The 16,958-nt window shown below is 69.0% G+C and carries 18 protein-coding genes; 10 read left to right on the forward strand and 8 right to left on the reverse strand.

The annotated features are described in order from the left end of the window. Positions 1–20 precede the first annotated feature (20 nt). Positions 21–1,250: an aminotransferase family protein gene (locus ACZ6DL_RS03580; RefSeq protein ID WP_466048757.1), complete on the forward strand. Its 1,230-nt coding sequence runs from the start codon at positions 21–23 to the stop codon at positions 1,248–1,250. Positions 1,251–1,292: 42 nt separating this feature from the next. Here ACZ6DL_RS03580 and ACZ6DL_RS03585 read toward each other — a convergent pair whose 3' ends face one another. Beyond that, positions 1,293–1,646 (reverse strand): GNAT family N-acetyltransferase, encoded by a 354-nt coding sequence (locus tag ACZ6DL_RS03585; RefSeq protein WP_466048758.1) that lies wholly within the window; start codon positions 1,644–1,646, stop codon positions 1,293–1,295. A gap of 431 nt (positions 1,647–2,077) precedes the next feature. On the opposite strand from ACZ6DL_RS03585, the gene ACZ6DL_RS03590 reads away from it, so the two are divergent. The 3 genes from ACZ6DL_RS03590 (at position 2,078) to ACZ6DL_RS03600 (ending at position 4,238) form a co-directional block, all read left to right on the forward strand. Further along, positions 2,078–2,761, forward strand: a complete 684-nt coding sequence (locus ACZ6DL_RS03590; RefSeq protein ID WP_466048759.1) for a DUF5134 domain-containing protein — start codon at positions 2,078–2,080, stop codon at positions 2,759–2,761. Positions 2,762–2,824: 63 nt separating this feature from the next. Beyond that, the gene (sigK, locus tag ACZ6DL_RS03595) at positions 2,825–3,511 is read left to right on the forward strand and encodes an ECF RNA polymerase sigma factor SigK (protein WP_466048761.1); all 687 of its coding nucleotides are present in this window, start codon (positions 2,825–2,827) and stop codon (positions 3,509–3,511) included. Then, entirely contained in the window at positions 3,504–4,238 is a 735-nt protein-coding gene (locus ACZ6DL_RS03600; RefSeq protein ID WP_466048762.1) for an anti-sigma factor, read from the forward strand. The genes sigK and ACZ6DL_RS03600 overlap by 8 nt, the downstream gene beginning before the upstream one ends. 7 nt (positions 4,239–4,245) lie before the next feature. On the opposite strand, the gene ACZ6DL_RS03605 is transcribed toward ACZ6DL_RS03600, so the two are convergent. The 3 genes from ACZ6DL_RS03605 to ACZ6DL_RS03615 form a co-directional block, all read right to left on the reverse strand. After that, complete coding sequence (locus tag ACZ6DL_RS03605; protein ID WP_466048763.1) at positions 4,246–4,920, reverse strand: PhzF family phenazine biosynthesis protein; 675 nt, start codon at positions 4,918–4,920, stop codon at positions 4,246–4,248. A 107-nt stretch (positions 4,921–5,027) separates the two neighbouring features. Next, positions 5,028–5,567, reverse strand: coding sequence for an alkylhydroperoxidase, AhpD family (gene ahpD, locus ACZ6DL_RS03610; protein WP_357115914.1), 540 nt, complete (start codon positions 5,565–5,567; stop codon positions 5,028–5,030). A gap of 97 nt (positions 5,568–5,664) precedes the next feature. Then, positions 5,665–6,252 (reverse strand): peroxiredoxin, encoded by a 588-nt coding sequence (locus tag ACZ6DL_RS03615; protein WP_040867866.1) that lies wholly within the window; start codon positions 6,250–6,252, stop codon positions 5,665–5,667. A 176-nt stretch (positions 6,253–6,428) separates the two neighbouring features. Between ACZ6DL_RS03615 and ACZ6DL_RS03620 the strand changes: the two genes are divergently transcribed. The 5 genes from ACZ6DL_RS03620 to ACZ6DL_RS03640 all read left to right on the forward strand — a co-directional run bounded on the left by ACZ6DL_RS03620 (position 6,429) and on the right by ACZ6DL_RS03640 (position 9,544). Continuing rightward, positions 6,429–7,337 carry a hydrogen peroxide-inducible genes activator gene (locus ACZ6DL_RS03620; protein ID WP_466048765.1) on the forward strand — a complete coding sequence of 303 codons (909 nt, stop codon included), beginning with the start codon at positions 6,429–6,431 and terminating at the stop codon, positions 7,335–7,337. Positions 7,338–7,386: 49 nt separating this feature from the next. After that, entirely contained in the window at positions 7,387–7,881 is a 495-nt protein-coding gene (locus tag ACZ6DL_RS03625; protein WP_466048767.1) for a gamma-glutamylcyclotransferase family protein, read from the forward strand. A gap of 55 nt (positions 7,882–7,936) precedes the next feature. After that, positions 7,937–8,527, forward strand: coding sequence for a TetR/AcrR family transcriptional regulator (locus tag ACZ6DL_RS03630; RefSeq protein WP_393228780.1), 591 nt, complete (start codon positions 7,937–7,939; stop codon positions 8,525–8,527). A gap of 74 nt (positions 8,528–8,601) precedes the next feature. After that, positions 8,602–9,336 carry an SDR family NAD(P)-dependent oxidoreductase gene (locus tag ACZ6DL_RS03635; RefSeq protein WP_466048768.1) on the forward strand — a complete coding sequence of 245 codons (735 nt, stop codon included), beginning with the start codon at positions 8,602–8,604 and terminating at the stop codon, positions 9,334–9,336. A 1-nt stretch (position 9,337) separates the two neighbouring features. Further along, a complete protein-coding gene (locus tag ACZ6DL_RS03640; protein WP_062973959.1) occupies positions 9,338–9,544 on the forward strand; it encodes a tautomerase family protein in 207 nt (68 codons plus the stop codon). Between the two features lie 185 nt (positions 9,545–9,729). Here the strand turns inward: ACZ6DL_RS03640 and speD are convergent, their stop codons facing one another. The 4 genes from speD to ACZ6DL_RS03660 all read right to left on the reverse strand — a co-directional run bounded on the left by speD (position 9,730) and on the right by ACZ6DL_RS03660 (position 15,732). Continuing rightward, positions 9,730–10,932, reverse strand: a complete 1,203-nt coding sequence (gene speD, locus ACZ6DL_RS03645) for an adenosylmethionine decarboxylase (RefSeq protein ID WP_466048769.1) — start codon at positions 10,930–10,932, stop codon at positions 9,730–9,732. Positions 10,933–10,940: 8 nt separating this feature from the next. After that, complete coding sequence (locus tag ACZ6DL_RS03650) at positions 10,941–12,056, reverse strand: type III PLP-dependent enzyme (RefSeq protein WP_466048771.1); 1,116 nt, start codon at positions 12,054–12,056, stop codon at positions 10,941–10,943. Positions 12,057–12,219: 163 nt separating this feature from the next. Continuing rightward, complete coding sequence (locus ACZ6DL_RS03655; protein WP_466048772.1) at positions 12,220–14,718, reverse strand: DEAD/DEAH box helicase; 2,499 nt, start codon at positions 14,716–14,718, stop codon at positions 12,220–12,222. A 69-nt stretch (positions 14,719–14,787) separates the two neighbouring features. Next, positions 14,788–15,732 carry a PAC2 family protein gene (locus tag ACZ6DL_RS03660; protein ID WP_466048773.1) on the reverse strand — a complete coding sequence of 315 codons (945 nt, stop codon included), beginning with the start codon at positions 15,730–15,732 and terminating at the stop codon, positions 14,788–14,790. Between the two features lie 277 nt (positions 15,733–16,009). On the opposite strand from ACZ6DL_RS03660, the gene ACZ6DL_RS03665 reads away from it, so the two are divergent. Further along, a complete protein-coding gene (locus tag ACZ6DL_RS03665; RefSeq protein ID WP_357034160.1) occupies positions 16,010–16,714 on the forward strand; it encodes a DUF5642 family protein in 705 nt (234 codons plus the stop codon). Positions 16,715–16,958 lie beyond the last annotated feature (244 nt).

Below are 16,958 nucleotides of genomic sequence, written 5' to 3' on the forward strand. Positions count from 1 at the left end.
GAACCGGTAAAGGTGGAGACATGAACGCGCTATGGCATGGCTTCGCCGACATGGGCGCCGTCGAGCGGGACGGAGCGTTCGTGGTCGCTCGCGGAGACGGCGTCTACGTCTTCGACCGGGCGGGCAATCGGTACCTCGACGCGACCGCGGGCCTGTGGTTCGCCAATGTGGGCCACGGGCGCGGCGAGATCGCCGACGCGGTGGCCGCCCAGCTGCGCACGATCGCGCACTACTCCAATTTCGGCGACATCACCGAGCCCGCCACCCAGGAACTCGCCGAGCGGCTCGCCGGCCTCGCCCCGGTGCCGGGCAGCAAGATCTTCTTCACCTCGGGCGGTTCCGACTCCGTCGACACCGCGACCAAGCTCGCCCGCCGCTACTGGCACGAACTCGGGCAGCCGGGCAAGACGATCGTGGTCGGGCGGCGAATGGCCTATCACGGCATGCACGTTGCGGGTACGGCGCTGGCGGGCCTGCCGGGCAATCGGGAAGGTTACGGCGAGCTGATGCCCGCGGCGCGGACCGTCGAGTGGGACGACGCGAAAGCCCTGCTCGCGCTGATCGAGGAGGTCGGCGCCGAACGGATCGCCGCGTTCTTCTGCGAACCGGTCATCGGCGCGGGCGGCGTGTATCCGCCGCCTGCGGGCTACCTCGCCGAAGTCCGGCGCATCTGCCGCGACCACGACATCCTGTTCGTCGCCGACGAGGTGGTGACCGGTTTCGGCCGCATCGGCGGAGCGTGGTTCGCCTCGTCCCGGCTGGGGCTCGAACCCGACCTGATGACCACCGCGAAGGGACTGACCTCCGGCTATCTCCCGATGGGGGCGGTCTTCGCCGCCCCGCGCGTGGCGGAGCCGTTCTTCGGCGGCGGCGTCTGGTGGCGGCACGGCTACACCTACGGCGGCCACGCGGGCGCGGCGGCCGCCGCGCTGGCGAATCTCGACATCATCGAGCGCGAAGGTCTGCTCGAGGCCGCCCTGCGCGTGGAGGCGAGCCTGCACGAGCAGCTGTCGGTGCTCGCCGGACATCCCCGGGTCGCCGAGGTGCGCAGCGGGTTCGGCGCAGTCGCGGCCATCCAGCTGGCCGACCCCGCCGAAGGGCTGCCGCTGGTGAAGACGCTGCGCGCGCACGGGATCTCCAGTCGCGCGGCGGGTCAGGGAGCCATGCAGATCTCCCCGGCCTTCATCATGACCGACGACCAGATCGCCGAACTCGTCGACGGATTCACCCGCGCGTTGAACGATGTGTGATTCACCCGCCTCGGTGATCGGAGCCTTGCATCGGACCCGATCTCAGAGCACGCGGGTCATGAAGACGCTGTGCGGATCGGGACGGTAGTCGCTGAACGGCGGGCAGTAGCCGAAGCCGTGGGCGGCGTACAGGCGGCGGGCGGGCCGGAAGAAGTCCCGCACGCCTGTTTCGAGGCTGAGACGCCGGTAGCGACGCGCGGTGGCCTCGGCGATGAGATGGCGCAGCAAGGTGGAAGCGATACCGCGCCCTCGATGGGTCGACGCGGTGCGCATGGACTTGATCTCGGCGTGGCCGTCGTCGAGGTGCTTCAGCGCGGCGCACCCGGCCAGGGCCGCCGCACCGGCCCACCCGGTCCAGAAGGTGATATCCGGATGACGCAGTGCCGTGATGTCCAACGCGTGCACGCTCTCGCGGGCGAGTGGGCGGCCATGTCGGCGAGATGCTCGGTGAGTAGCGCCGCGATCGCCGGGCCGGTCAGGTCGTCGACGACGATGCGCGAACCATCGCTCTCGATCGCGGTAGCGCACTGATCGGTCTGGTCGGACATGGGTCCATCATCGCGGGTGGCCGGGCGCGCTCGCGCCGGGCCGGGCGACCCCATGACTCGAAGTGATCGCCTCATCTCGTCGCTGTAACAGACTGCAACACAGTCTGTCTCGGCCGGGCGCTGCCGGAAGTATCGCTCTCGGTGCGGAAATGCTGGTCGATTGCCACAGAGGCGGCCGGTCAGCGATGTGGGCGAATCGAAAAGGGGCACCTCCACCCCTTCGGGATGCGAGCATGGGAGGGCGACGACCGTGGTCGCCGTGCTGAGAGGTGGTGGGGTGTGGCGGAGTTCGTGCAGGAGTATGCCGCGTTGCGGTGGGCGGCGGTGGCGGCGTTCGTGGTCGCCGCGGTGATCGTGCTGTCGCGGGTGGCGGCGCCCGCGGTGCCGTCCGCCGATCCCGTCGACGCGTTGCCGGATTCTTCCTCCGCTAGGGATGCCGCGGCCGGGCATTCCGAGTCCGACGCGGCCCATCTGGTGATGTGCCTGGTCATGCTCGGCATGCTGGTGTTCCCCTCGGGCGCGAGCCCGCACGCGTTGCGCGGCGTGCTGACGGCGATGGCCGTGGTCTTCGCCGGACTGTTGATGCTGCGCGCCGCCGAGCACGCCACCCAGGGGCGGGCGCTGCCGATCGACCGCTTGGTCCCGCTCGGCTACCACATCGCCGCCGCCGCGGCGATGCTCTACGCGATGTCTGGTCACAGCGCCTCCGGCCACGTCGGCGGCCCGGCCGTCGGGCCCGCGCTCGGTCTTGCCGCGCTGTTCGTCCTCGACGCACTCCTGGTCGCGGTCGCCGCCTGCACCGGTTGGGCGCATGCGCGGCCGTCGGGCCCGCTGAGGTTGCTCGCGCGTTCCGGCGGTTGCGTCGCCGCCCTCACCGGGCCCGCCGAACCGTGGGCTGCGGTGCCGCACGTGGTGATGGACGCCGGCACCGCTTACATGCTGGTGGCCGTGATCATTCGGTGACCCCGACCAATCCGGGTCCGCCCGCATACCGAACCCCTGTGCATGCAGGCACGGGATTCGGCCATGAGCAACGAACACGGTTCTGCTTCACCCCACCGATCGGGCGCCGCGGCACGCGCGAGAGAGGATTCCGATGGCCCGGCGCTCGCGTGCCCGCTGCCGACCGGCTACGACCGATCCCAGGCCGCCCGGGCGAACCGTGAGCTCGCGGCGTTGCTCGCCGCCACCGGCACCGGCGATCGTGCCGCGTTCACCGAGTTCTATCAGCTCACCAGCCCGCGGGTGTTCGGTCTGACCGTGCGGATCCTGCGCAGTCACGCCGCCGCCGAGGAGGTGACCCAGGAGGTCTACCTCCAGGTGTGGTCGATGGCCGACCGCTACGACGCCTCGCTGGCCAGTCCGGTCGGCTGGCTGATGATGCTCGCCCACCGCCGGGCGGTGGATCGGGTCCGCGCGGAGAGTTCGGCCACCAGCCGGGACCTGGTCTACGCACACGAGCATCTGGGCCGCGACCACGACGTCGTCGCGGAATCGGTCACCCAGCGCATCGAAGAGCAGCAGGTGGCAGACTGCCTGCAGAACCTGACCCCCACCCAGCGTGAGGCGATCGCGCTGGCGTATTACAGCGGGTGGACCTATCGCGAGGTCGCCGATCACCTCTCGGTGCCGTTGCCCACGATCAAGACCCGCATCCGCGACGGGCTGAAGAGATTGGAGAAGTGTTTGTCCGGGGAACGCACCGATGGTTGACGCCGCGCCACGGTCGGAGGCCGACCTCATCGACCTCGCCTACCCGTGCGCGCTGGACGCGGTCGCCGATATCGAGCGCAGGCATATCGATGCCCGCCTCGCGGCCGCGGACCCGGACGTGCGGCGGGCATTCTCCGACACCGTCTGGCAGGTGCGCGACGTCATGGGGCGGCTCGCCGTGCTCGACGAGTTCGCGCCGCCGCCGGAGTTGGAAAGCCGCATTCTGGCCGCGCTGCCCGACGAGCCCGCCGGGCCATCCGTCACGCGCCTCTCGGCGTGGCGGCGGCGGCCGTTGCGCTGGGCTGTGCCCATCGCGGCCGTCGCGAGCCTGGTATTCGGTGCAAGCGTGCTGACCGCGCAGTTCATCGGCTCGCCGTCCGATCCGGCGGCTGCCGACCAGGTGCAGGTGCACCCGGGTGTGCGGACGGTGAACGGCTCGTTCGCCGGTGGCGGTGTGCTCGTCGTCGACGCCTCGCCCGAACTCGGGCGCGCGGTCGTCGTGTTCGACCGGGTCGCGCCGCCGCCTTCGGGCCGGGTGTATCAGATGTGGTTGGTCGGCTCCGATGGGCAAGCCCGCTCGGCCGGGGTGCTGAGCGACCTGCCCTCGACCGATCGGCCGTTCGTCACCGGTTACCGCTCCGGCGAGATCCTCGCGGTGAGCGTCGAACCCGACGGCGGTTCCGACGTACCCAGCGGCGATCCGATCGTGGGCGTCACGCTGCCCTGAGCGACGTCTAGATCTCCACCGGTTGGTCGCCGACGACTCGGCCGCCCAAGTGCACCCATCCGTCGGAGTCCCACCGGGTGAACAGCTGCGAGCCTTTGCCCTGAGTGATGACCAGGCCTTTGCGCAGCAAGGCCGTCAACGCCACGGCCGCCGCTCCGGTGGCCTCGTCCTCGGAGATCCCCATGGTCGGCGCGAACATGCGCGATCGCAGGACGGCGCGATGTTCGTCGGTCCACGCCCACAGGTAGTGCGGGCCGCCGGGGAACTCGTCCGGGCGCAGGGTGGCCAGCACCTCGGCGTCCTCCAGCTGATGGAAGGTGAACGGCGGAGCCCATTCGCCGCGAGCGGTGATCCAGGTCAATCCCTCGGTCAGTTCCACCGACACCGGGCCCGCGGGCACAGCCAGGGTCCGCACGGGGATGCCCTGGGACGCGAACCACCACGCGGTCCCCACCGACGGGTGTCCCGCGAACGGGAGCTCCACCGTGGGGGTGTAGATCCGCACCGCGACCGTGCCGTCGACCGGCTCCTCGACGACCACGGTCTCGCTGTAGCCGGCTTTGGCCGCCAGCGCCTGCCGATCGGCCGCGGCTACGTCGGCCGCCCGCGCGATACCCAGCTCGTTGCCGAAGCGCCCGGCCGCGTCGGTGAACACTCGCACCACATCAACCTGTGTGCTCATGCTCGACGAGCCTACCCGTGTGCCCCCGCCGGGAGCTGTCGGCCGGACCACATCGGGGACGCGAAAGAGGCCCCCGCCGCAGGACAGGGGCCTCTTTTCGAGTGAAATCAGATCGCGGCCGTGCTGAGCGCCTCGGTCGATTGCACCGCCTGGCCGACACCGGCCACGATGGCGGCGGCGCGCAGCGACTCGAAGATCACCTCGCGTGAGACGCCCGCTTCGCGCAGAGTGTGCTCGTGCGCCTCTAGGCAGTGCGCGCAGCCGTTGATCGAGGAGACCGCGAACGACCAGAGTTCGAAGTCGGCCTTGTCGACGCCGGGCGCACCGATGATCTGCATGCGCAGCCCCGCCCGCAGGTCGTCGTAGCGGCCGCCGAGGAACGCCTTGCCCCGGTAGAACACGTTGTTCATGCCCATGATCGAGGCGGCGCCGAGTGCGGCGTTGTACGCCTCCGCCGACAGCACGTCGGCGGCTTCCTCGGCGATCTCGCGCAGCGTGGTCGTCGACCGGGTCGCGGCCGCCGACGCCAGCAGGGTGCCCCACAGCTGCTGCTCGTTCAGCACGGTGGTGCGCGCGATGGATGACAAGTTGAGCTTGAGGTCCTTGGCGTACTCGGGAAGGGAGTTCTTCAGGTTCTCAATGCTCATTCGGCGATTCCTCTACTCGATGCGGCCCCGTACGGGGACCGGGTCGTTTCTCGATGATGTGGGGGCGTACCCGAAATCCCAGGTGCGAAGGGGTATTTCAGACGCTGGCGGCCAGAAGTTCACCGGCGTTGATGGTCGGATCGCCCTTCTTCCAGTTGCAGGCGCACAGCTCGTCGGACTGCAAAGCGTCCAGCACGCGCAGCACCTCGTCGACGTTGCGGCCCACGGAACCCGCGGTGACGGAGACGAACTGGATCTCGTTGTTCGGGTCGATGATGAAGGTGGCGCGGTCGGCGACGCCGTCGGCGTTGAGCACGCCGGTGGCGGTGGCCAGTTCACGCTTGAGGTCCGAGAGCATGGGGAAGGGGAGGGTCTTGAGATCCTCGTGCTGAGCGCGCCACTGGAAGTGCACGAACTCGTTGTCCACCGAGGCGCCGAGCACCTGCGCGTCCCGGTCCTCGAATTCGTCGTTGAGCTTGCCGAACGCGGCGATCTCGGTCGGGCACACGAAGGTGAAGTCCTTGGGCCAGAAGAAGACGATCCGCCACTTGCCCGCGTGGTCGTCGCTGGTGATCCGGGTGAAGTAGTCGTCAGGCTGCTGAGCGTCGACCTTCGACAGATCACCGCCGATGACCGCGGTGAGGTTGTATGCCGGGAACTGGTCGCCGATGGTCAGCAGGGCCATGCTCGTCTCCTCGTCAGGTTATTTGCCAACTGTGTTCTGCGGTATTGCGGGGCCGTTGCGGGGCCACGAGCCACCGCCTCGGCCGGCACTCACACCGCCGGTGGAAAAGCTCACCGGCGATCTTGCCCAAGGGTGCGTAAAAGGTAAAGGTGATCAGTCGCACTACACTGATAGGCGTGACTGATCAGACTTATCAGCCCACCCTGTCACAGCTGCGTGCGTTCGTGGCGATCGCGGAATACCGCCATTTCGGCACCGCGGCCGCGCGCCTCGGTGTGAGTCAGCCCACGTTATCGCAGGCGCTCGCCGCTCTGGAACACGGGCTCGGGCTCCAGCTGATCGAACGGAGCACCCGCCGCGTGCTGGTGACCGCCGCGGGGATGCGCTTGCTGCCCAAGGCGATGGCGACGCTGGAGGCCGCCGACCGCTTCGTCGCCTCGGCCACCGGCGACGGACTCGGCGGCACGCTGCGGATGGGCATCATCCCGACGGTCGCCCCCTATGTGCTGCCCGGGTTGCTGCCGGAACTGCGCAAGCGGCTACCCGAGCTGCGTCCGCAGATCGTCGAGGACCAGACCGTCCGGTTGCTGGACGGCCTGCGCACCGGCGTGCTCGACGTCGCGCTGCTGGCGGTGCCAACCGAGATGCCCGGCCTCGTCGAGATCCCGCTCTACACCGAGGAATTCGTGCTGGTCACGCCGCGCGGTCACGAGCTGGCCGGGCGCACCGATCTCGCGGCGGCGGTGCTGGACGCCCAGCCGCTGCTGCTGCTGGACGAGGGGCACTGCCTGCGCGATCAGACATTGGAGGCCTGCCGCTCGGCCGATGTGCACCCGGCCGCGGTCGGTGACACCCGGGCCGCGTCCCTGTCCACGGTGGTGCAGTGCGTCGCCGGTGGACTCGGCGTGACGCTGATCCCGCAGATGGCCGTCGCGACGGAAACCGCGCGCGGCACATTGGATGTCGCGCACTTCGGCGCCCCCGCTCCCGGCCGTACCATCGGCCTGGTCTTCCGTACTTCCACTGCCCGGGCCGATGATTACGAATATCTGGCCGCCATCGTCCGCGCTCAGCGGCCGATGTAGCCGCGTAGCCCGGGAGCGCGCGTCGAGCCAGGGTGAGAGGAGGCGCGAGGTGGCATCGGCGGCGTGGGGCGACGGGCGGCTGGGCCGCCTGTCCGGACGGGATGACGCGCTGTTCGTCTACGGCACGCTGCAGTTTCCCGAAGTGCTGGAGACGCTGCTCGGGCGAGTCCCGCCGAGCGAACCGGCCGAGCTGACCGGTTGGCGCGCCGCCGCGCTGCCGCGGCGGATCTACCCGGGGCTGGTCGCCGCACCCCTCGGCCGCACCCGTGGTGCGGTGCTGAGCGGTCTGACCGCGGCGGAGTGGACGATCCTCGACGCGTTCGAGGACGACGAGTACGACCTGCGCCGAGTGCGCGTCGAGCACCGGAATGTTCCGGTGTGGACCTATGTCTGGACGGTGGCGGCGGATCCGACGGACTGGCAGCGGGAGCGGTTCGCCGCCGAGCATCTCGCGCATTTCGCCGCTCGCTCCGCGCGGTGGCGCCGAGGTCCGGCGGGTTTCCCGGAGCGGGCCGGGCCGGGATGGTCGGAGCCCTCGGCGTGAGACGCACGGACGCCGTCTCTTGCCATTCCAAGACGACCGGTCGTATATTCAACGCATGGCACGACCACGGCGCAGCGAAGACACTCGGCGGCTTCTGGTCGAAGAGGGTGCCGCGGGTTTCCTGACCAGCGGCTATCACGGCACCGGGATCAAACAGATCCTCGACCGGGTCGGGGTGCCGAAGGGTTCGTTCTACAACTACTTCGACAGCAAGGAGAGTTTCGGGCGCGCGATCATCGAGCACCACTCCCGCTGTGTCCAACGCAACCTGACCGAGGCGTTCGCCGATGCGCCGGACCCGGTGAGCGGTTTGCGGGCGTTCTTCGGGCGGCTGATGGACGACTTCGTCGCGTCGGATTTCACCGGCGGCTGCCTCATCGCGAATCTGGGCGGCGAACTGGAAGGTAGTGAGCTGCTGCGGGAATCGCTGTCGAAGGCATGGGCCGCGTGGCGCGACCGTATCGCCGAGCAACTCGCGCAGGGGCAGCGCCTGGGCATGATCCGCGCCGACATCGAGGCGGGCGAACTGGCGGATCTTCTGCTCGAATCCTGGGAGGGGGCGGTGATCAGGATGAAGATCGATCGCACCCTCGGCCCGCTGCGCAAGTGCCTGGATCGCCTGCTGGGCGACTACTTCCTGCCCTGATCGGGGCGTCACACTCATCCGGCGTCTTCGGACCACCGTTAAAAGACGACCGGTCGTATATGAAAGGACGAGCGATGGCGAAGACGGTCATCGTGACCGGTTCCTCCAGTGGGATCGGCCGCGACATCGCACGGGCATTCGTGGAACGCGGCGACAACGTCGTGCTCAACGGGCGAGACGAGGCGAAGCTGACGGAGGTGGCCGCCGCACTCGGCGCGCCGGAGCGAGTGGCCACCGTGGCGGGCGATATCGGCGCGGCCGCTACCGGAGCGACCCTGGTCGGCGTCGCCGTCGAGCGGTTCGGCGGCGTGGACGTGCTGGTCAACAACGCGGGCATCTTCGGAGCCAAACCGTTCGTGGAGGTCACCGAGGGAGACCTGGACGGCTATCTGAACGGAAACCTCAAAGGCACCTACTTCACCACGCAGGCCGTGGTGCGACGATTCCTGGCGCAAGCGAGAGGCGGCAGCATCGTCAATATCGGCACCGTGCTGATCGACCATGCCCTCGCCGGGCTGCCCGCCACGGCGCCCCTGGTCAGCAAGGGCGGCGTGCACGCGCTGACCACCAGTCTGGCCGCCGAACTCGCCGCAGACGGCATCCGGGTCAACGCGGTCGCCCCCGGCATCATCCGCACGCCGCTGTTCGGCGACGGCGACGAACCGGCCTCCGCCGGGCTCGCACTGCTCAACCGCATCGGCGAAGTCGCCGAAACGACGGCCGCGGTGCTGTATCTCGCCGATGCGGAATTCACGACCGGACACATCCTCCCCGTCGACGGCGGGTTCATCGCTGGAAGGGCGGCCTGAAATGCCGTACGTCAACATCAAGGTCACCGACGAAGGCGTGACCCGCGAACAGAAGGCGCGGCTGATCGAGGGCGTCACCGATCTGCTGTACGACGTGCTCGGCAAGGCGCCCGCGAGCACCTACGTCGTGATCGACGAAGTCGCCCTGTCGAATTGGGGCGTCGGCGGGGTCGACGTCGAGCGGTGGCGCGAGCAGCAGCGCTCCTGAACCGCGAATTCCCTGCCGGACACTCGTCACGAGGAAGTCGCACCGGAACCGTTACGTTCCCCTCTGCCGCCGAGATCTCGGTACGGCCTACACGGCCCGATGCAGGGGAGCCGCGGTGCCAACTTTTCTACCCGAACGCCGAATGCGCCGGACCGATCGGGACCGGCGCATTCGAGTGCCTTGGCCTAGACCCGCAGCGCGTGCGGTTCGATCGCGCCGCGCACCAGCGCCCGCGCGTCGATGGTCTCGGGCCGGTAGGGCAACCGCGCCAGACGATCGGTCATCCCGCCGACCGGATCCTCGACCGTGTCCACCAGCCCGAACAGGAACGACCACTCGTGCTCGTCGCTGCCGTAGTGGACGACGGTGCCGAACTGCTCGTGGAAACGCTCCCAGGACCGCTTCAGCGTCTCGTTGCGCCACATGGTCGCGCAGCCGGCCTGGGCGCACAGCACCCCGCCGGGCGCGAGCAGCGCACGACATCGGGACAGGAACTCCGCCTCGTAGAGCCGATTGTGCTGCGCGTCCTCGACGCGCTCGTCCGGCAGGTCGATCACGATGACGTCGTAGCGGGTGCCCGCCTGTGCGGCCGTGGCCAGGAAGTCCCAGCCGTCGGCGTAATGCACCTTGATCGGTCCATCGCCCTCGACGGCGGCGGCCAACTCGTCGCTGGAATAGCCGTAGGGCAGGTGCCGGGCGCACAGCTCCACCTCGAGCTGGTCGATGTCGACGTGGTCGACGTGGGTGGCCCCCGCGGCGACCGACATCTGACTGGCGACACCCTCGCCGGAGCCGATGATCAGCACTTTGTCCAGCTTCTCGGCCAGCACGAAGGCGGGGACCATCATCGCCTCGTGGTAGGTGAGCTGGGAGAACTCGGTGGACTGCCGGTCGTCGTCGGAGAACAGGCTGATGCCCTGCTCGGTCCGCGCGATGACCATGTGCTGGAACGGGGTGTGGGTGTCCACGATCACCTCGTGCAGGTCCCAGATGCGGGTCAGGCCGGCGCCCACCGGTTCCTCGATCCGCTGGCTGCCGTGTCCCCTGCGGATGACCTGCATGCGAACATCCTTGGGAGCCAACGCGTCCCGCAGTAGCTCGACCGCTTTCGACGCGCCAGCGCCGATGCTGCCGCAGGTGAACACGTCGACGAAGATGTCGCCGGACTCCGGATAAGTGTGAATCGAGGCGTGGGACTCCGACAACAGCGCGAGGACGGTCACCCCCTGCGGTTCGAACTTCTTGTGTACGACATCGCAGATGGTGACGCCCGCCGCGATCAGAGACTCACGCAACGCCGATTCGAGTCGTTCGAGATCGTCGCAGAGGTCTGCGTCGACACCACCGAACTCGGCCAGCACATGCCAACCGGTGAATTCCGCCGTCATGGGCAAACTCACTCTCGCTCAGCGCCCGAGACATGAACGGTCAAGGGCGGAAAACCATTGAATGACACCGACGAATAGCTCGCGGTATAGGCACCGGTGTCGAGGATTCGAACGCGATCACCGGCTCGCAACGTGGTCGGTAGGAGGACTCGCGTGCGTTGATACAGTACATCGTCGCCGTCGCAGGTCGGACCGGCCACCACCGCCTCGTCGACGGGGTCGCCGTCCCGGTCGGTGACGAACCGGTAGGCGATGTACTCGTTCTCCGTCTCGGCCATTCCGTTGTAGCGGCCGATGTCGAGATACACCCAGCGCCGTCCGTCCGGCGCGGTGCGGACGCCGACGACCTCGGCGTGAATCGTGCCCGCAGAACCGACCAGTGCCCGGCCCGGTTCGACGACCAATCCGGTATCCCCGGAAAGGAATTCGGCTGCAGCGTGCTTGACCACAGCGGCGATCTCGCCCAGCCCGGGTGCGGGGTCGGCGTAGGAAATCGGCAACCCGCCGCCGATGTTCACCGAACCGACCGCGATGTCCTTGTCGGCCAGCGCCTCGGCGATCCGGCCCGCCTGCTCGATGCCGATCCGCCAGGCGGCGGGGTCCAGTTGCTGGGAGCCGACGTGGAAGTACGGCCCCGCGACCACGAGCCCGAGATCGCGGGCCCGGACCAGCAGCCGCAACGCCTCACCCGGGCTGCAACCGAACTTCGTGCCGAACGGGGTGCGTGACTCCGGCGCCGAGGCGAGGAACCGGCACTCCACCTCGGAGCCGGGCGCGTGCTCGGCTATGCGCAGCAGGTCGTCCTCGGTGTCGAAGGCGAAGCGGCGCACGCCCGAGGCATAGGCCCGGGCGATATGCGCGGCCTTCTTGATGGGATTGCCGTAGCACAACCGCTGCGGCGCCACCCCCAGCCCGAGGCAGAGGTCGATCTCGCCGATGCTGGCGACATCGAATTCGGCGCCCTCCTCGGCGAGCAGGCGCACGATCGCCGGCACCGGGCTCGCCTTCACGGCGAAACGGATCCTCGTCGTGGCGCCCGTGTCCGTGGACAGGGCGGCATCGAGCGCGCGGTAATTCTGGCGGACACGCTCGGGATGGATGACAAGGTAGGGCGATTCGGGCATAGTTGATCTTTCGCTTGGGCAGCGGGGGAGAGAGTATCAGCGGCCCGTACCCAGAAACGAATCCGTCGAAACCTGGGTTCGCCACATGGTCGCGCACCCCCGTCCTCTGGGCGCGAGGGAGCTGCTGACCTGCGTGGACATGGGACCGATGGGTGGTGCGGGCTCAGCCGGCGGACACGGTGACGTCGTCGAAGACGACTTCGCCCGCGGCGTCGGACTCGGCGAGATCGACCACCGCGTCGATCGACCAGCCGTGCTCGCCCGCCGGGTCGTCCAGCACCTGGCGCACCTGCCAGAATCCGGGTCTTCGTTCCACCTGGAACAGTTGCGGACCTCGGGCGTCGGGGCCCGTGCCGATCCGCTCGTACTCCGCGTAGTAGTCCGCGAGCGCCTCGGCCCAGTCCGGTCCTGGGCTCAGTTCGGCGAGCTCGTCCCAGCGTCGCAGTGCGGCCAGTTCGACGCGGCGGAACATCGCGTTACGGACCATGACCCGGAAGGCGCGCTCGTTGGCGGTGATCGGGCGCACCGTTTCCGCGCCGAAGGCGAGCTGGTCGGCGTCGGTCTCCGCACCCGGGTTGGTCAGTTGCTCCCACTCGTCGAGCAGGCTCGAATCCACTTGGCGCACAAGTTCTCCGAGCCATTCGGTGATGTCGTCGAGTTCCTCGGTGCGCGCCGACTCGGGCACGGTCCGCCGCAGCGCGCGGTAGGCGTCGGCGAGGTAGCGCAGCACCACGCCCTCGGAGCGGGCCAACTCGTAGAAGGAGATCAGCTCCGCGAAGGTCATCGCGCGCTCGATCATGTCGCGCACCACCGACTTGGGTGCGGGCGCGAATTCCGACACCCACGGGTGGCCTGCGCGATAGGTCTCGTACGCCGGTTCGATCAGCTCGGCCAGCGGTTTGGGCCAGGTCACCTCTTCGAGCAGTTCCATCCGCTCGTCGTAGTCGATGCCGTCGGCCTTCATCTCCGCGATGGCCTCGCCGCGTGCCTTGTGCTGCTGGGCCATCAGCAGCTGGCGCGGATCCTCCAAGGTGGATTCGATGAGCGACACCACGTCGAGGGTATAACTCGGGGACTGTTTGTCCAGCAGGTCGAGCGCGGCCAGCGCGAACGGCGACAGCGGCTGGTCGAGGGCGAAATCGCGCTGCAGGTCGACGGTCAGGCGGGCGCGGCGGCCGTGGGCGTCCGGTTCCGGGAGTTGCTGCACCACCCCGGCGTCGCGCAGCGCGCGATACAGCCGGATGGCGCGCAGGATGTGCCTGCGCTGGGCGGGACGCGGCTCGTGGTTGTCCTCGAGCAGGTGACGCATGGCGGTGAAGCAGTTGCCCGGCCTGGCGATCACGTTCAGCAGCATGGCGTTGGTCACCGTGAAACGCGACACCATCGGCTCGGGCTGCGCGGCCACCAAGCGGTCGAAGGTCTCCTCGCTCCAGGACACGAAGCCTTCCGGCGGTTTGCGTCGCTGCACCTTGCGTTGTTTCTTGGGATCGTCGCCCGCCTTGGCCAGCAACCGGGTGTTCTCCACCTCGTGTTCGGGAGCCTGCACGACCACGGTGCCCATGGTGTCGTAACCGGCCCGGCCCGCACGGCCCGCGATCTGATGGAACTCCCGTGCCTTGAGCCTGCGGGTGCGCACGCCGTCGAACTTGGTCAGCCCGGTGAGCAGCACGGTGCGGATGGGCACGTTGATGCCGACACCGAGGGTGTCGGTGCCGCACACCACCTTCAGCAGACCGTCCTGGGCCAGACGTTCCACCAGGCGGCGGTACTTCGGCAGCATGCCCGCGTGATGCACGCCGATGCCGTGCCGGATCAACCGCGACAGGGTCTTGCCGAAGCCCGCGGCGAACCGGAACTCGCCCAGCGCGCCGGCGATCGCGTCCTTCTCGGCGCGCGTCGCGAAATTCACGCTGGTCAGCGCCTGCGCGCGCTCCAGCGCGGCGGCCTGGGTGAAGTGCACGACGTACACCGGGGCCTGGTGGGTGGTGACCAGTTCCTCGAGGGTCTCGGTGATCGGGGTGCGGGCGTAGGAGAAGCTCAGCGGCACCGGGCGCTCGGTACCCGCGACGATCGCGGTGGAGCGGCCGGTCCGGCGCTCCAGGTCGCGGGCGAAGAAGTCGACCTCGCCGAGTGTGGCCGACATGAGCAGGAACTGGGCGCGGGGCAGTTCCAGCAACGGAACCTGCCAGGCCCACCCCCGGTCGGGGTCGGAATAGAAGTGGAACTCGTCCATCACGACTTGGCCGACGGCGGCGTCCGCGCCCTCGCGCAGCGCCAGGTTGGCCAGGATCTCCGCGGTCGCGCAGATGATCGGCGCCTCCGGATTCACCGCGGCGTCGCCGGTGACCATGCCGACGCGTTCGGCGCCGAATACCTCGCAGAGAGCGAAGAACTTCTCGCTCACCAGCGCCTTGATCGGGGCGGTGTAGTAGGTGCGCAGGCCCTGGGTGAGGGCGAAGAGATGTGCGCCGACCGCGACGAGCGATTTCCCGGAACCGGTTGGGGTGGCGAGGATGACGTTGGATCCGGATGCCAGCTCGAGCAGCGCCTCGTCCTGCGCCGGGTAGAGCGGAGTGCCCTGCTCGGCGGCCCACATTCCGAACGACTCGTAGAGCGCGTCGGCGTCGGTCCCCGGGATGTCGAGCAGTTCGGTCAGATCCACTCCGACCACCCTACGGCCTCGCCGGCGGGCGGCCGTGCAGGGGCGACAGGGACCCGGCCGCCGCGCGGCTCAGGCCTGCTCGCCCTCGTCCTCGCCCTTGTCGCGGCTCTGCTCGGCGAGGAACCGCTCGAACTCGGCGCCCAGTTCGTCGCCGCTCGGCAACTCGCCGTCGCCGACCAGCAGGCTCGACTGCCGCTCCTGCGCGGTGACGAAGCTGTCGTACTGCCGTTCCAGGGCGTGCACGACGGTCTCCACCTCGGCGTTGCCCGCGATGTGCTCGTTGACCTGTTCACGCACCCGGGCGGCGGCCTCGCCCAGCGCGGCCAGCGGGAACTCCAGGCCCGCGTTGTCGGCGACGTTCTCCAGCAGCGTCTGCGCGGCCTCCGGGTAGGCGGTCTGCGCCAGGTAGTGCGGCACGTGCACGGAGAAGCCGACCGACTCGTGCCCGTGCTGCGCCATGCGGAATTCCAGCAGCGACGACGCGCTGCCCGGCACCTGCAACTCGCCGGGCCACCGCTGGTGGTCGGAGATCAGGTCGCGATCGGAGGAATGCGCGGTCACGCCGAGTGGTCGGGTGTGCGGAATGGCCATCGGGATGGCGCTGAGACCGATACTGCGGCGCACACCCAGCTGTTCGGCGAGAAGTCGCACCGCGGTGGTGAACTTCTCCCAGCGTAGGTCCGGCTCCAGGCCCGCGAGCAACAGGAACGGGGTGCCCGCGGTGTCCCGCAGAGCCCAGAGGTTGAGTTCCGGCTCGGCGTAATCGGAGAAATGATCGGTCTTGAACGTCATGAGCGGACGGCGCGACCGATAGTCCAGCAGCTCGTCCACGTCGAACGAGGCGACCAGTTCGCTTTCGAGGCTCTCGCGCAGGTGCGTGGTCGCCAGCCGTACCGCGTGCCCGGCGTCGGTGAAACCCTCCAGCCCGTGCACCAGGACCGGGCCCGCGCCGTCGGCGGACGACAGCTGCGGAGCGGGGAACTCCAGTTCGTACATTCGCGACTCGTAGTCCATCGCGTACTCCTTCCTGCGCGGCTCCTGCGGCCCGGACGCGTACCTCACGCGCCAGTGTGGTTGCCTGCCCGATCGTTCGCCACCCTTGCTGGTGGTGCGAGACGAGCAGTCGTCCGGACCGGGGACCGCTGTCCATTGTCCCCCATGTCGTGGCGGTCACCGCGCACGGCCGGACACCGACCCGTACTCCGAGGCAACAGCATCGGTGGCTCGCGCATTCCCGGCCCGGCGGCGTGGCATCGCCGGCTGGACACCAGGAGTTTGGCACAGTGGGGGTGTGACCGTGGCGGATTCGAGGCGCATGCGGCCGGGCTGGGTGGCGCCCGTCGTCTGCGCGGTGCTGCTCGCAGGATGCGGGTCGACGGTACCGGGGCGCCCGGTCTCGTCGGTGCCCGCTACGGTGACCCGGCACGTGAGCGCCGAGCTGCCGACGCTGTTGCCGGATGCGAACCAGTTCCCCCCGCCCTATACGGCGGTGGTGCTGCCGCAGGAAGCCGTGGCGCAGGCGGCGGGCGATCTGGACGGCATGGGCCGCGGTGCGAATGTCCAGCCCAGCCGCTGTGCGCCGCCGGATCAGGACTTCGGCCCCGAGCACACCGCCATGGCGGTCGGCACGGACGACGCCACGCGTGCCACGCTGACCGTCGAATTGACGCGCACCGGCGAACCGTTGACGGCGTTGCGCGCCCGGCTGGAGCAGTGCGGATCGGTGCGGGTGCAGCGAGCGGGCGCCGCCACAACGGTGACGACCGAGCAGGCTTCGCCACCGCCGATCGACGCCGACGACGCCCTTTCGCTGCGCAGGACGGTGCGGCCCGAGGCGGGAGGCACCCGGCTGATCCAGTCCATGCGCACCCACGTCGCGCAGACCGGAGATGTGCGTGTCTCGGTGACGTATATGTCCTTCGCCGATGACGAACCGGATACCGCGGCATTGAATGCGCTGTTCGCCACCGCGGTGCGCAAAGTGCGCGAGAGATAGCGGGCAGAGCCGGCACCGTAGCAGGCGCCACCGACACGAATTGCGATACATCCGTCGTGCCGGTCGAGTCGTGCACAGTGTGAAGCGAAATCCCCAGGGCGGCGGAATCGCCAGGTCGGCGGCGCGGGCCGGAGACAGCCGGGCCGCATGGTCGAAGCATGACCAATTCCGCCACCCCGTTTCCCGCTCCCGAACCGGTCGATGCCGGCCGTGCGGGCAAAAACGACACCTTCCGCCCGGGAAC

The organism is Nocardia sp. NPDC041819, from assembly GCF_055590505.1.